General features: G+C 43.4%; 15 protein-coding genes and 1 pseudogene. 6 read left to right on the top strand and 10 right to left on the bottom strand.

Going from position 1 to position 14,649, the window contains the following annotated elements; genetic code table 11:
- Positions 1–46: 46 nt before the first annotated feature.
- The 3 genes from yunB to AC787_RS28030 form a co-directional block, all read right to left on the bottom strand.
- Positions 47–1,183 carry a sporulation protein YunB gene (yunB, locus tag AC787_RS28040; protein ID WP_321166179.1) on the bottom strand — a complete coding sequence of 379 codons (1,137 nt, stop codon included), beginning with the start codon at positions 1,181–1,183 and terminating at the stop codon, positions 47–49.
- 102 nt (positions 1,184–1,285) lie between these two features.
- On the bottom strand, positions 1,286–1,978 hold the full coding sequence (locus tag AC787_RS28035; RefSeq protein WP_054028274.1) for a response regulator transcription factor: 693 nt from the start codon (positions 1,976–1,978) through the stop codon (positions 1,286–1,288).
- Positions 1,975–3,450, bottom strand: a complete 1,476-nt coding sequence (locus tag AC787_RS28030; RefSeq protein WP_054028273.1) for a sensor histidine kinase — start codon at positions 3,448–3,450, stop codon at positions 1,975–1,977. Before AC787_RS28030 ends, AC787_RS28035 begins: the two co-directional genes overlap by 4 nt.
- A gap of 158 nt (positions 3,451–3,608) precedes the next feature.
- Here AC787_RS28030 and AC787_RS28025 point away from each other — a divergent pair, with 158 nt between their 5' ends.
- Positions 3,609–3,824 (top strand): hypothetical protein, encoded by a 216-nt coding sequence (locus AC787_RS28025; RefSeq protein WP_054028272.1) that lies wholly within the window; start codon positions 3,609–3,611, stop codon positions 3,822–3,824.
- A gap of 146 nt (positions 3,825–3,970) precedes the next feature.
- Here the strand turns inward: AC787_RS28025 and AC787_RS28020 are convergent, their stop codons facing one another.
- Together AC787_RS28020 and AC787_RS28015 are read right to left on the bottom strand one after the other, a co-directional pair.
- Positions 3,971–5,011: an NAD(P)/FAD-dependent oxidoreductase gene (locus tag AC787_RS28020; protein ID WP_054028271.1), complete on the bottom strand. Its 1,041-nt coding sequence runs from the start codon at positions 5,009–5,011 to the stop codon at positions 3,971–3,973.
- A gap of 163 nt (positions 5,012–5,174) precedes the next feature.
- Positions 5,175–7,130, bottom strand: a complete 1,956-nt coding sequence (locus AC787_RS28015; protein ID WP_054028270.1) for an AraC family transcriptional regulator — start codon at positions 7,128–7,130, stop codon at positions 5,175–5,177.
- A 266-nt stretch (positions 7,131–7,396) separates the two neighbouring features.
- On the opposite strand from AC787_RS28015, the pseudogene AC787_RS35240 reads away from it, so the two are divergent.
- Together AC787_RS35240 and AC787_RS34940 are read left to right on the top strand one after the other, a co-directional pair.
- A pseudogene (locus AC787_RS35240) lies at positions 7,397–7,612 on the top strand (YiaA/YiaB family inner membrane protein); the annotation flags it as partial.
- 84 nt (positions 7,613–7,696) lie between these two features.
- Complete coding sequence (locus tag AC787_RS34940) at positions 7,697–7,894, top strand: YiaA/YiaB family inner membrane protein (RefSeq protein WP_054028621.1); 198 nt, start codon at positions 7,697–7,699, stop codon at positions 7,892–7,894.
- Between the two features lie 133 nt (positions 7,895–8,027).
- Here the strand turns inward: AC787_RS34940 and AC787_RS28000 are convergent, their stop codons facing one another.
- The 3 genes from AC787_RS28000 to AC787_RS34535 form a co-directional block, all read right to left on the bottom strand.
- A complete protein-coding gene (locus tag AC787_RS28000) occupies positions 8,028–9,044 on the bottom strand; it encodes an HD-GYP domain-containing protein (RefSeq protein ID WP_054028269.1) in 1,017 nt (338 codons plus the stop codon).
- 254 nt (positions 9,045–9,298) lie between these two features.
- Positions 9,299–11,215, bottom strand: a complete 1,917-nt coding sequence (abc-f, locus tag AC787_RS27995) for a ribosomal protection-like ABC-F family protein (protein WP_054028268.1) — start codon at positions 11,213–11,215, stop codon at positions 9,299–9,301.
- Between the two features lie 106 nt (positions 11,216–11,321).
- Complete coding sequence (locus tag AC787_RS34535; RefSeq protein ID WP_162839333.1) at positions 11,322–11,465, bottom strand: RAxF-45 family protein; 144 nt, start codon at positions 11,463–11,465, stop codon at positions 11,322–11,324.
- Between the two features lie 138 nt (positions 11,466–11,603).
- On the opposite strand from AC787_RS34535, the gene AC787_RS27990 reads away from it, so the two are divergent.
- Together AC787_RS27990 and AC787_RS27985 are read left to right on the top strand one after the other, a co-directional pair.
- Positions 11,604–12,023 (top strand): NUDIX hydrolase, encoded by a 420-nt coding sequence (locus AC787_RS27990; RefSeq protein ID WP_054028267.1) that lies wholly within the window; start codon positions 11,604–11,606, stop codon positions 12,021–12,023.
- A gap of 40 nt (positions 12,024–12,063) precedes the next feature.
- A complete protein-coding gene (locus AC787_RS27985; protein WP_054028266.1) occupies positions 12,064–12,558 on the top strand; it encodes a hypothetical protein in 495 nt (164 codons plus the stop codon).
- Between the two features lie 24 nt (positions 12,559–12,582).
- On the opposite strand, the gene AC787_RS27980 is transcribed toward AC787_RS27985, so the two are convergent.
- Positions 12,583–13,053 carry a GNAT family N-acetyltransferase gene (locus AC787_RS27980; protein WP_054028265.1) on the bottom strand — a complete coding sequence of 157 codons (471 nt, stop codon included), beginning with the start codon at positions 13,051–13,053 and terminating at the stop codon, positions 12,583–12,585.
- A gap of 113 nt (positions 13,054–13,166) precedes the next feature.
- Between AC787_RS27980 and AC787_RS27975 the strand changes: the two genes are divergently transcribed.
- A complete protein-coding gene (locus AC787_RS27975; RefSeq protein ID WP_054028264.1) occupies positions 13,167–13,697 on the top strand; it encodes a superoxide dismutase family protein in 531 nt (176 codons plus the stop codon).
- Between the two features lie 87 nt (positions 13,698–13,784).
- On the opposite strand, the gene AC787_RS27970 is transcribed toward AC787_RS27975, so the two are convergent.
- Positions 13,785–14,645 carry a hypothetical protein gene (locus AC787_RS27970; protein WP_054028263.1) on the bottom strand — a complete coding sequence of 287 codons (861 nt, stop codon included), beginning with the start codon at positions 14,643–14,645 and terminating at the stop codon, positions 13,785–13,787.
- Positions 14,646–14,649 lie beyond the last annotated feature (4 nt).

Raw genomic sequence — 14,649 nt, 5'->3', positions numbered from 1 at the left:
ATCGTCTTCTTTGCAGAAGACAATAAAGTCGTTTTTATTGTGTATGCTATTCCACAGATGAATTGCCCTCACTATTCGTGACTTGGCCCGAACCATTAGAATGATTTGATCCCTCGGTCGAGGATTCATTCGACGGCCCCGAATTAGATGATCCAGCGCCAGATGACGAAGACTCTTCATTATTATTATTTTGTGGACTGGAAGTAACTCCGCCTCCTGCTCCTTCGCCGAGCGGAACCGAGATGTTTGGCGCTTGTGCAGCAGACTCGCCTACAGGTTTACCTGTATTGTCATAATAGTACATCGGCACGTCGCCAACGACGAGCAAATATGAAATCGGGATATCGGTTTCTACCAGCTCAGGTTCGGTGTCGAATGGAATAATAATCGTAACCTCAGCGATAATTCGGATATAAACCTCAACCAAAATCATATTGATCCCAGCGTCCTTCTGACGTGTACTAAGATCAACCTTTACGGCACCTACTGGCTCGAATTTAACTGGGACTCTTGGGCCGTATGAGGAAATGATCGCACTATTTAGCGCATGCCCAATCGGAATATGCTCCGGTATATCCTTCATTTCATTTAATGTATTTTGAACGGTGTTTATCGTTTGCGAGGTGATCTTCATATGTTCAGCATAATTAAGCATAAAACCAGATATTTTTCCATTGCTGTTCATCTTCCAGTCAATAAGGTTGCTGCTGTCCGATCGGCTGGCTACTTGCTCCGTTATTGCTTTATTAATGGCCTGCGTAGCGATTTGCTTTACTCTTATTTTCGCGATATTCATCAGCGGTGGACGTAAATTTTTCTCAATATATACGAAAGATTGAATCGAAAAAACCATCATGACCAGCAGCGCAATGATGAAGATTGTGCGGCGTCTTATACGAGGCTTAGCCGGACGGGATCCCCAAATGCCGCCTGAGCCGCCATTGCCACTGCTTCGACTGCTGCTGTATTTCACAGCTGGACGATTAACGCCCCATTTTCCGCTGCTTGCGCTTGACCGCGTTCCCGAACCCCATTTCTTTGGCGCTGGCCTTGATGAAGCTGGGTTTCCTCGACTGCCCCAGGTGACTGTTCTTACTTTAGAGAATGGACGGCCAGACCAGAGCTGCATTCGGCTGCCGCCAAAACCCCGAAAACGCCAGCCACGCTTTCCCCATTTCGCCAATCCGATCCCCTCCCGTCCCAAGCTGCACGCTCTTTATTACCCATACTTATGCAGAACTTGGTCAAAAAAGAAGACGACCTAAGACCATTCTATTTAATCGAATTAAATCGTGAGCCTATAACCTGCGCCCCAAATCGTTTCAATATATTGCGGATTCGAAGGATCTGCTTCTATTTTCTCTCTTAGCCTGCGAATATGAACGGTTACCGTCGCAATTTCGCCTAACGAATCCATTCCCCACAACTGCTCAAACAGCTCTTGCTTGCTGAATACATGATTCGGGTTCAACGCTAGAAAGGACAGCAGATCAAATTCCTTTGTCGTGAATTGCACCTCTTGTTCATTGACGTACACGCGCCGTGAGGCGGAATCAATTTGTAAGCCGCGTATCCGGATTTTATTAGAAACTTTGGTATCGCGATTGCCCATCAAACGTTTGTAGCGCTGCAAATGTGCTTTCGCGCGGGCGACCAGCTCACTTGGGCTAAACGGCTTCGTAATATAATCATCCGCACCTAAGCTTAAACCGCGAATTTTATCGATCTCTTCTTTTTTGGCAGATACGATCAGGATCGGAACTTCCTTCTCCGCACGGATTTGACGGCAAAGCTCATAACCATCCATACCTGGCAGCTGCAAATCAAGTACGATCAAATCATATTCGCCTTCCATGGCGGCTCGGAGTCCATCCGTTCCTGTCAAGCAAATGTCCGCAGCAAAACCGTGCAGCTCAAAATAATCTTTCTCCACCTCGGCTATCGACACTTCATCTTCAATAATGAGAATTCTCGTCATTTCAGTCCTCCTATGTCCCTCGCGAGCGGCAGCTTGATAATGATCTTTGTTCCTGCTCCAAGCTTGCTTTCAGCATGAATGCTGCCGTTATGCCCTTCGATAATTTGTTTCGTAATCGCAAGTCCTAGGCCGCTTCCACCGGTTTGCTGGCTGCGTGAGAGATCCTCGCGGAAAAACCGTTCAAAAATAAAAGGGAGAGCTTCTTCCGAAATTCCTGAACCGCTGTCGCTAATCATTAATCGAACGAAATCAGACTCTATACTCAGCGTTATCGCTATTTTTTTTGGCTCGTCCAACATGTATTTCACACCGTTATCCATAATGTTGGATAACACCCGCTTCAGTTTATCTCGGTCCGCAAGCACGATGGTAGAAGTCGATTGAACAATGTCCCATGTCAGCTCAATGCCTTTCTCCTGCAAATCAAATTGTAAATCCTCGGCATAATCCTCTATGAATTGTCCCAAGCTAATTGCCTCGAATGTAAACGGCAGCTGCTTCAAATCGAGTTTCGAGTAGAGAAACAACTCATCGATCAGCTGATCCATATGTTCTGCCTTCGTCAAAATCGTATTCACATACCGCTCCATCTTTTGCTTCGTATCTGGAACACCGTCCCGAATGCCTTCAATACTTGCTTTAATCGACGTAATCGGCGTTTTTAGATCATGTGTAATATTTGCGACAAGTTCCTTACGATTTTGCTCATATTGCAGCTGCTTCTCAACCGATTGCTTCAGCTTCATTCTCATATCCTCAAAGGCTTCGCTTAGCCTTGTAATCTCATCATTACCTACCGCTTGCAGCTCGAACTCCAAATCACCTTCTTTAATTCGCTCTGTCGATTTCCGTAGCAGGTCAAGCGGCTTTATAATACTGCGCGTCAAAAAGTAATAAAGCAGCATATTCATGAGCATCAGCACGATAAATAACACACCTAGAATAATAGGCAGGAGCGTACGCACAACCTCCGCAAACGGGCTACGTTCCCGAATGACGAGTACACTGCCCTTTGACTGATCTGGAAAATGAAAATCGAATTTCGCATAAGCGTAAAAATGCTCCCCGATTTGCAGCGTATTGCGGATCGCATTGTTTTCCATCTCGTAGTCAGGCAGAAACGTTATGAAATCGGGCTGCTTAACCGATAATGAGGAATAGATCGGCTCGTTCCCTTTTCTTATGAACAGCTCCGCTTGAACAGAGCGAAGCTTATAATTATACTGATCGAGCAGTGCTCGGTCGAGAAGCGAGTCAGGTTCGTTTTTCGCCAAATACTTTAGGTCGAGGAAAATTGTTTCCTCCTGCTCGGACAATGGGTTAACGGAATAATGAATGTTGTAAAAGTCCTTTACGCTTCGCACATCGCCTGTTATCGCCACTACAAACAGCAGAGCAGCGGCAAGAAACAACACGATTGTAACGATAAGAATACAGCTATAGGACAATAACATCCGAACGCGGATGGACATACTCGTATCTCCTTTTCCTTCTGACAATTCGTCTTTCGTGAATACAATGTAACATAGGTTGCGCTGAGGGGACAAAGAGAAACAAAGACAACTTTGCAACACTATCTTACATGGGATAGACTATAAGAAATCATTTTCCGTATTGAAGGAGTATACATATGGCCATAAATCGACGACTTAGCACCGATCAGGATTTTGAAGAGGTTATCGAACTGCAGCAGCGCATTCGCGTGTTTCAAGACAATCAACTCATCGATTCCAGCTCGCTGGTTGTACGGTTTGACGATAGCATCATTGTAACCCAATCGGGGGTAAGCGATATTGCCTATCATAACCGAAAAGAATGCGAGTTTTTTTTACTCAGAAAACGTTAAGTTAAACAAAAAGTCCTGTTTGCGCACGCGGGAAGAAGTGTGTATACATGCAAAAACCCCCTATCTTAGAGACAGGGGGTTTTCTATTCCTATATTGTCAACCTGCGAAAAAGCATACAGCTTACGCGCTCTGGTTGAACGGTTTACTATTCTTCCTCTACTACGCCAAGCTCCCGATTTTTCTCCTTAAAGCGCTCATTATGGGAAGAAACATAAGCCATCTCTGGAGCTTCCGGATCCATATACAGCTTGGCGCTATTGAGTGCCAAGACACCATCTGTGAACGTTCCTGCAATCAGTCCAACCTTGCTGCTAAAGTTCGCGAAATCGCCTGCGCCGAAGATGCCCGGAATATTAGTAGCCATCCTCTCCCCTACGTTCGCATTCCATACTCCCATATCAAGACCCCAATCACGGATGGGTCCAAAATCACTTTTCATTCCGTGGTTGACGATGACGGCATCTACTTCAAGCTGCTTGCTTTCCTCTGTTTCCATATGCGCAATGGTTACCTTCTCGATGCTTTCCCCATCTCTGCTATGAAGCGCCAGTACTTGATAAGGGGTCAGAACATTCACCGAGGATTGTTTCATCTTAGAAACATTTCTCTCATGTCCCCCGAAGCTGTCGCGCCGATGCACTACCGTTACGCTTGCTGCAATGGATTCCAGCTCATTTGCCCAGTCTACCGCGGAATCACCGCCTCCGGAAATGAGTACCCGTTTATCGCGGAATTTTTCGAGTTCCTGTACGGTATAGTATAAGTTCGTGACTTCATAGCGGTCAGCCCCTTCGATCTCCAGCTTCGCTAATTTTTTTATTCCATAACCGATAGCCATTATTACCGTTCTCGTATGATGCTTCTCACCACTTAATGCCGTTAGGATAAAGGTTCCATCAGCCTGCCGTTCGTAGTCAGTAATTTGCTGTCCGAGTACGATCGTTGGGTCAAAGGTTTTGGCTTGTTGAATCAATTGGGCAATTAATTGTTCACAGCGAATCGGCGTTACCCCGCCTACATCCCAAATAATCTTCTCAGGATAAGTGAGCATTCGCCCGCCAAGTTGATCCTGCGCTTCAATTAACTTTGTTTTTAAATCACGCATGCCGCTATAGAAAGTTGTATATAACCCACCTGGGCCGCCACCAATTATCGTTACATCGTATAGTTCCAATTGTTCGGTCATCGTTTGCCTCCAAACGTCTTTATAATCCGTATTTATTCATGATATTGATTATCACTATCACTCATAAAGTTTAGGACACAATACCTAATTGTGACAATGGACAAAAGTCATCATTTTTTTGTACAAAACTGACTTTTATTATAAGTATTAAAGCTGTCAACGATTAGTCTTTTTTCTCTCCCGCCAGCCAGGCAGCTAGTTCTTCCGTCTGAGATAGCGTAGCAATGGGATCGAAATACCATGAGCGTTCTTTGCCCCAAATATAGACACGATCATTTTTAACCGCATCAAGCAGTTTCCAAATGGGTTCGGTTTTCAAATCTGCAACAGTAAGTGTATCCGACGTTAATATAATATAATCGCCAGCAAAGTCAGAAAGCTTCTCTCCGGAAACTTCAACAATTTGCTCCTTCATTAGCTGCTCTGCTACTTGGGTTGGAGGCTTAAGTCCAAGTGCTTGATAGACTGCTTGGCCGCCCCTGCCGAAATTATCGCCGAATACTCCAGTATTGCCGCCCCAATCCTGCATAACGGAAAACACAGCATCGCTTGGAATGACGCTCTCAACCTTCGCTTTGGCTGCTGCAATACGCTGGTCGTAGTCAGCCAGCCAGGCCTCCGCTTCCGCCTCTTTCCCTAACAATTTTCCGAAATAGGTCAGTTCTTCATGCGTGTTTTTCAGCTCGCCAAAAGGGACAACTATCGTCGGTGCAATCTTGCTATACTGCTCATAAGCTGCTTCATTGCCTGTAACGATCAAATCCGGCTGCAAATCTACTATTTTCTCTAGCGATACGCTCTCGTATTCCCCGATATTTTCCACGCCTGTAAGCGCCTCAGCAAAATACGGATTTTTCAAATTCAATTCTGGCGTTCCAATTGGCTTGACATTAAGTGCAATAAAGCTGCCCAAGTACAGATCGACAACGATTCGTTCGGGATGAGCAGGAATTTCTATATCTCCTTTTATCGTTGTTATTACTCTAGTCTGAGCCACAGCCTCCGACTTATTGGAGGGTGCTATTTCCCCCTTAGAAGTTACTTTCGATTCCACGGTTGTTGTATTCGTATTTAATGCCCCCGTAGAACAAGCGCTCATAAATAAGGCAAAACAAAACAAAAGGGTGGCCGCCATTGATAATTTCAATCCTTTGTACATGGGTAAATGATTCTCTCCTTTGTATTGATAATGATTATCATAACGATTAACATTGTAACGCTGGAGTCTACCTGGAACAATGGACAATCGGCTCGATCTATATAGACGATTTGCTCCGCTCTTACTCTCTTTCAAACCGTCTTTGAAACTTCCTGGTGAAATGCCGGCATACTTTTTGAAAATCCGAGTAAAGTACAAGCGATCCGAATAACCGACGCTCTCAGCAATTTCCTGAATCGTCGCACTTGTATTTTTCATTAGCTCCTTCGCATTATGAATTCTTACTTGAATGACATAATCAATGAGACTATGTCCCGTTACCTTTTTAAACACCTTGGACAAGTTTTTAGCGCTATAGTTTAAGGTCTGCGCCAATTGATCAAGCGTAATCGGCTCCATGTAATGATCATGAATGTAACGAAGCGCTTGTGCTGCAAGATCAGGTTTCGTTGTATGTATACCTTGTTTTTGCAGTTGATGGAATACGTCATAGACAAATTGATAAAATAACGTATTCACATGAAACCGCTCCAACGCATGCGATACTTGCCACTCCTGAGCCATTACGTTAACGATACGGAACAATGAGATCGGGTGTTGCGGCGCGAAGCCGTATTGCATATGGAACGGGCTGTTTGTTTCCATAAGCGACAAAATCTCTTGCCTGCAAGGATGTGGAATGAGCGCCTTATAGAAGATCAAGTAATAATCAAAATCCTCTTCTGTCACATCGATATCCAAGCACATTCCTTTACCTCCATGCAGCACATGAAACCGCTCCGCCCTGTAAGGCTGGCCATCTAAACGCACGTTAGCGCTGCCCGTTGTCGTATATACAAATCCGCTTGCTGGAAGCCGATAGGATTGCAGCTCCTCACCGAGCTTCATCCTATTATGACGAACATCCAACACTTTAATCGAGGCGTGGTTCCAAAGCCTGATATGGTCATTCCACTCCACCTTCTGAGTTCAACTCCTCAAACGTTTTCTTTGCGCTGTCGTACAGGTCAACCGGAGAAAAAGACGACTGCTTGATTAAAGCTTAGCTCTTCCTATAAGTTCCCCGCGCAGAGCGTATTAAGAAGCATTTTAATGATAATCATTCTCAATGTCAAATCGTTTTTTTACTAGTACCAGGTACTACAATAAGTTGGTACTTTTGACTTTTGGAATTTGATGTAAACTAAAGACATCAACAACAAATCGATTCGGGAGGCTTTCTCAAAATGGAAAAAATGGAAACGATGCACGTACGCAAACCTGCTAATTTTTATCGCCGCCGCAACACACCAACTTATACCTTCATGGCTTGGGCAGCTTTTCTCATAGCATGCGGTTTCGAATTCATCGGAATATACACGCTTAAACAGCCGATGTCCGTGCAAGGGTATTACGCTGTAACCGGTATTCTCTTAATCATCACGTCGTTCCTTCTGCAAAAGGTTGCTCGCGACAACGATGAGGATAAATTCCTCAAAGACTATAATCCAGGCTACAGAAGCCGCAACACCTCCGCCTTTTCGTTCATGGCTTGGGCCGGCTTTATCATTGCCATTCTCGCTCAATATATCGGTATTTACACGCTCGAGGAACCGCTTTACGTAAAAGGCTACTATGCGATTGCCGGCGCTTTCCTTATCGTTTCTTGCCTCGTTTTGCAAAAGACCATTCGAGATAACGAAGAAGATAGCGTGTTTACAAAAACGGAAGATTTAGAAGGGTAAAAAAACATAATAAAGCCTCCCTTTTGGAATAAAAGGGAGGCTTTATTTGATTACATTCGTTTGACTATTCTACTTTAATGGAATCAAAATATTTCTCTTGCACAACTTTGCTCTTAAAGCTGGTTGGTTTATTTTAAGCGATAATAGATTTGATATGTACGTCCCTCTCCTGGCTCAAATCCAAGAAATAATCTGCCAGCTTAATTAGAGGCGTTTCAATGTTATGCGGATTGATGTAAACGACCTCGCCCTCTCGGCCATCTGTCAGCAGCACTTGCTTTCCAACTAGTCGCTTCATCAGGTTTTCAATAAATACGGAGATGATTTGCGGGTTAAGCACGCCAAACTTTCCGTCTGTCATCTGATTAACAATTTCATGAAAGGATAATGGCTCGTGATAAGGACGCTTGGAGGACATCGCGTGAAATATATCCGCAACGGCTACGATGGAGCTGAATAAATCTATATTTTCCTTCTTTAGTCCGAGTGGATAACCGTTGCCATCCTCGCGTTCATGATGCTGAAGCGCAACACGAGCGATTCGCAAACTTAAGCCCGTCGTACCTTTGAGCAGTTCATAACCGAAAATAGTATGCTTTTTGATTAATTGAAATTCGGCCTCATTCAGCTTGCCAGGTTTGTTTAACACCTCTAGCGGAAGCTTTATTTTGCCAACATCATGTAAGGTAGCGGCTAGTGACAAAATCGAAAGCTCAGAATCGTCCAAATTCATCCATCTGCCGATAAGCGTCGATATGACGCCTACACCTACGTTGTGCTGGTAAACGTAATCATCTTTGGCCTTCACAGCTTCAAATAATTCAAAAATGTCCTTATATTTGGATAGCTGCAAAATAGCTGGCAGCACCTCATTGCGAATCTCCATTAATGGAACCTTCCGAGATACTAAAATCGACTCAAACAGCTCTTTCGAGACATTAACCGTTTGCTGCACGAGCTCACCGATTTGGATGCTTGTTTGTTGAACAGGCTTCAACTCAGACTCAAGGGCAATCGATGATAAATCTATCCGATGGTTTATTAATATTTGTATTGATTCACGAGTGAGGACAGCGTCAGCTGGTACAATCGTAACGCCGTATGTGTTCAAAATATCATGCTTCATTTTTTTCCCGATCAATTGTTCCATGACTTCGCTCCCTCGGAATTGACGTTTCCAACATTTAGTTTACCATATCTTATTTAGGAAGAGTCTATTAAAATTAGAAAGATGAGAATCCATAGAAAAGGCCAACTGATTTGGGAGACTAATCAGTTGGCCTTTCAGAATTAAATCCATCACAACTTTCTTAAAATCAAGATGATCGTCAAGTTAAAGCGGATCACAATCTCACTATGGGCTACAAACGGCTAGTTATCGTGAGCATGGCAACGTTTTATGAATTAATGATTCAACCATTCTTCCATTAGCTGATCCAGCTGCTTTTGCCGCTCCTCCTGTATATTCCAAATCGCTTCAAGCACAGACGGATCACCGTTTGCTGCGACTTGCTCCATTTCCATATTGCCCTCTAGCAGACTCGCTTCGAGCCTAGCGATCTCTTGTTCCAGCTGCTCCTTCGTACGCTCCACTCTTCCACCTTGTTTAGGCTTTGAATGCTCACCTGATCGCCTCGGCTCTCGCACCTCATGATCAGCTTTACGAGTGACAATGTTTTCGTTAGTTTTGTAAGGCCTGCGCTTTGACTTAAAGTCATCGTAATTGCCCAAGTAGGTGTAAATGGCTCCCTCATCAAGTTCCCAAACTCGTTTAGCAAGCCGATTGATAAAATAACGATCATGCGATATCGCCAGCACTGTTCCATCATAGCTTTCCAAAGCTTCCTCCAACGCCTCGCGGGAGCTGACATCGAGATGATTGGTTGGCTCATCCAGCAGCAATAAATTCGGTTTTTTGCGAATAAGCAGCGCGAGGCGAAGGCGTGACCATTCCCCACCTGACAGCAAATGAAGGGGTTTAAATACATCCGTTCCGTAAAACAAATAGCTAGCTAGTATATTCCTTGCCTCGCCTTCCTCTAAACCGCCCTCCGTTTTAAAAAATTCGAGTACGCTGAGCTGCTTATCCTCAACCTTTTCTTCCTGAGCCAAATAGCCGATATGAAGGCGAGCTCCAAGGACTAGCTGTCCACCATCTGGCTGAAGGTCGCCAAGCAGCATCTTAAACAACGTCGTTTTGCCTGAGCCATTGTCCCCGACCAGCACAACCTTCTCTCCATAGAACAAGCTGCCCTCGGCTTTATCCAAAATAATCCGTTCACCGAATTGTTTAGTTACATTCTCAAAGGTAATGGCCTTACGTCCAGAGCGATCAAGCGATGTTAGTTCAAAATCTGCCGTCTTCGGATCAAGAACCGGTCGTTTTATCATCTCCAGCTTTTCCAAAGCTTTGCGCATGGAGGCGGCTCGTTTAAAAAACTTCTCATTGTCGCCGATGCGCCCCCATTCCTCCAAACGCTTGATCGTTTCCTTCATCTTTTTGATCTGCTTCTGCTGCTCTTGAAAGTTCGCAAACTGCTGCAAAAGCAGCTCCTCTTTCTCTTTCACGTATCCGCTATAGTTTGTAAGAAAGGTTTGTGCTGTACCGTCCTCAAGCTCAATTATTTTGGAGCATACCGCATCTAGAAAATAGCGATCATGTGATACAATGACACACGCACCTTCATATTGCTGAATAAATTGCTCCAGCCACTCCATCCCTCTCAAATCCAAATGATTTGTAGGTTCATCCAGCAGCAGCAAGGCAGGACGGACTATCAGCTGTGAGGCAAGTGATATTCGAGTTTTCTCGCCGCCGGAAAGACTGCCAAAACTTCTTGAATAAATAGCGCGGTCAATACGCAAGCCTGTTGCGACTTGCTCAATTGCCGTATCCATCTCATAACCGCCGCTTCTCTCGAACCGTTCCTGAGCTATAGAGTACGTTTTCAGCAATCGCTCCAAAGCAGCAGAATCAGCTAGCATTTCTGGACTCGACATCTCTTTTTCCATATTTGTCATCTGATGCTTACAAGCCATTAATTCTTGATAACCATAAGCCAAAACCTCATAAACGGTCAGATCATCAAATTCCGCAGGTGTCTGTGGCAAATACCCAATAACCAGCTCCTTCTGTACCGTAAGCATTCCCTCATCTACCTGATCATGACCTGAGATCAGGCGAAGCAATGTCGATTTTCCGCTTCCGTTGCGGCCAATCAACCCGATCTTATCACCTGCTTGTATTTGCAGCGTAAGCCCATCAAATATAAGATTTGCGGCGTGGTATTTCTTAATTTCCTGTATATTAACAATAATCATGTTAAGAGCCTCCTGTTAGATGAAGACCCTGACTCTCAAACACAACAAAAAAAGAGCCGCAGCAACAAGCCTGCGACCCTTCGGATGGTAAAGCTATCCGTAGTGGTTAAAGTAGGCGTCTTCTCGCGAATGGTTTAATCGTATTAGAATAATTGGACAGACCTCTCCCGTTCGCGGAAAATGCATGAACAATGCCAGCCATAGCAATCGGCAGCTGGCTAATACGGTTATTGACCATTACGTGATTCACCTACTTCACCTCCCTTTCATTCATTCTTTTTAAAATAACATACTGACAAGTGTTATTGCAATAGCCGAACCAAATTTTGTAACTACAAGGAGTAAGAGAGCAAGATGTCGAAGATGACATTCTAAAGGAGGCTTGTTTATGGATAGAATTACACATCTTGGGGTGTACGGTGTCTTGAAGAAAAATAATAAAGTGCTGCTCATCAAAAAAGGCAGAGGTCCACATACGGGGAAGTGGGATTTTCCTGGCGGGTCAATTGAATTCGGAGAAGCGCCTTATCAAACACTAATTAGAGAGTTTGAAGAAGAAACAGGAATTACAGCGTTGAATGGCACCATTAAAACGACAATGTCATATACACTGATCTGGCCATTTAAAGAGGATAAATTAGAGGAAATGCATCATATTGGAATTATTTACGATGTAGAATTAGTAGATGAAACATTTAACTTGAGAACGGATGGCGATGGTCAAGATTCGTTAGGCGCCAAGTGGATTAATGTGCAGGATTTGAAAAATATGCCCGTTACTCCGTTCGTGAAAAATATATTTGGCTAGCCGTACGTTCCTTATTCTTAAACGGGAAGGTGGTTTTCAAGTGGAGCTTTATTTCAAAGACAACTTCTTTAGCGCTGGGGAAACCCTCATTATGGATGCAGTTGGAGACTCAGTTGGAACTTTAAATTTACAAAGCATGTTCAGCGCGACCCTTTCCGTATATGCTTCAGACAATGCACTCCTTTACAATGGAAAATTCCGTTTTTTCTCAAGTAAATGGGAGGTGCGTGACGCAGCTGATTCAATTATTGGTGTGCTGAGAAGTAGATTTACTTTTTTTAGCAAAAGTTATGAATACGACGCAGGGGAGCGAGGTATTTTTCAAATTGAATCTCCAGCCTTCTCTTATGTTTATTCGATCATAGATATGTCGGGTCAAGAGGTTGCATCCTTTGAGAAAACGAGTAATTGGCTCCAGTCCGGTGCCTTCCGTCTTCACAATCTCTCAACCGAACTTGATAGCTATGAGCTTATTGCAGTTGTGATGGGTGTCCATAGCATTCAGAAAGCTGCGACAAACACAGCAGCCACTTAGCATTATTCATCCAATGATTAGTTTTCACAGCTTTTTGATCATTTTAAAATTGTCTAATTTCACACCTTTGCGTTCAACGATTTGTGACTGAACTACACGATATCCTTTTCGCTCAAAAAATGGTTTTGCAGTTATGCTCGCATCTGTTCTTATCTCATTTACTCCTAGTCGACCAGCTTCAGCTTCAAGTTTTTTCAACATGGCTGAAGCTACGCCTCTTCTCTGATAATTCTTATGGACATACAATCGATCCAATTCCCCTCCATAGGTCATGTCAGCAAATCCCACGATTTGACCGCAGATCTCAGCTATATAGGTGATATTGCTGACCATGGATTCCTTCCAAGCTTCGAGCTTTTGGGCTACCTCTTCTTGTGGAGCCCATGCATCAAGCTGCTCCTTTGAATAATGTTGTTTATTTACTGCATGTACGGTTTCATAAAACAATGAGACAACCTCACTTATATCCTCTTCAATGAACCTTCTAATTTCCATACTCTATCCTCCTGCTGGTTTTTTATGTATAAAAGCAATCTTTTTGCACACCATATGCTTATTGCCGTTTTCTATACGGACAAAATTAGAAAATGAGGAATCTGGAGGATACGATGAGAAAAATCGTTTTGTTAGTCTGTGTGCTTTTCCTGACCCAGACATTTGGCGCTGTAATGGCCCATCCAAACGCTGAACCTAATGGCGTTCTTGTCACTATTATTAACAGTGAAGGCCAAAATATTGGATCAGCCCAGCTCACCCAAAAAGCAGACAAGGTATACCTGCATATTGAAGCAGAAAAGCTTCCTCCAGGCAAACATGGTATCCACTTTCACAACGTCGGCAAATGCGATCCGCCAGATTTCAAAACAGCAGAAGCTCATTTCAATCCCGCGAACAAGCTTCATGGCTTTAACAATCCAAAAGGCTACCATAATGGTGATCTCCCTAATATTATGGTAGGTGCGGACGGAAAAGTGAAGGCCGATATCGTAAGCAGCGATGTAACGCTCATGAAAGGCAAGCCCCATTCATTAGTGAAGGACGGCGGCACAGCCATTGTCATCCATGAACAAGAAGATGATTATGTTACTGATCCATCCGGAAATTCCGGCAATCGCATTGCATGCGGAGTTATCCAATAAGTTAGCGTGAAAAACGAGAGGCTGTCACAAGGTAAACACCTTGTAACAGCCTTTTTACGTTGTTGTGAGTATATGAATTGTACTTTACTATTGCTTATAATAAACCTTGCCCTCCGATTCTTCAAAAGTTATTGGAGATAGGGTAATAGTTCCTCCATCCTTAATCAAGCCATCATCACCAAATATACAATCAGCATTCAGCACCACTGTAAAAGAAGGTTTTTTCTCATCTCCCTTGATGACAAGAGAGAAAATTCCTTGTTGTTCAGTATCGTGATCACTGTAGTAGTAAAGTTGACCATCCTTGGCATAAACAATTTCTCCTCCATTGTACATGATGTAGTTGTGAGGGTTATCTTGTTCAAGCCATTTCCCAGTCAAACTAACTGCAACATATTTATAGCTTATGTAATCAGCATTTCTAAAACTAAAGATGCGTTGTTGCAAAGTACCATTACCACTAGTCAGGTAAGTAACCACAGCTGTGTCTCCGCTAACCCAATTTATTTGAAAAGCTTCTTCTTCGATCGTCTTATATGTAGAGCTTCCCTTAAAAGCAACTGTTTGTTTCCCGAAGAATAGACCCTTACGCTTCAATCTTACTGTCTCATAATTCATTTTCTTATATTCCTTGAGAATCAACTCATGCTGCTTGTCCGGTGACTTAGACACAACGACGTTCACATCACCCATATAATAGAAAAATGAAGTGTTGATAACCAACAATATCAGTCCTAGCATCCATTGAATCCATCTGATATATTCATTCTTACTGTACAACAAAAAGAACAGAAAGATAATGATTATATAATTGATTCCATAGAAGATCCAATCATGAATGAGATAGTAATCCTTGGGGGCTGCGACACCAAGAAACAATGCTTGAAAAATGATTAGTAATAAAGCCCCTGCGAATAATGCAATGTTTATTGATCTATTCCGAATCATAAAA

It is taken from the genome of Bacillus sp. FJAT-28004 (assembly GCF_001280845.1).
Taxonomy (GTDB): Bacteria; Bacillota; Bacilli; order Paenibacillales; family Paenibacillaceae; genus Pristimantibacillus.
The sequence above is the reverse complement of the archived record's forward strand: the minus strand, read 5'-3'. Positions and strand labels throughout refer to the sequence as shown.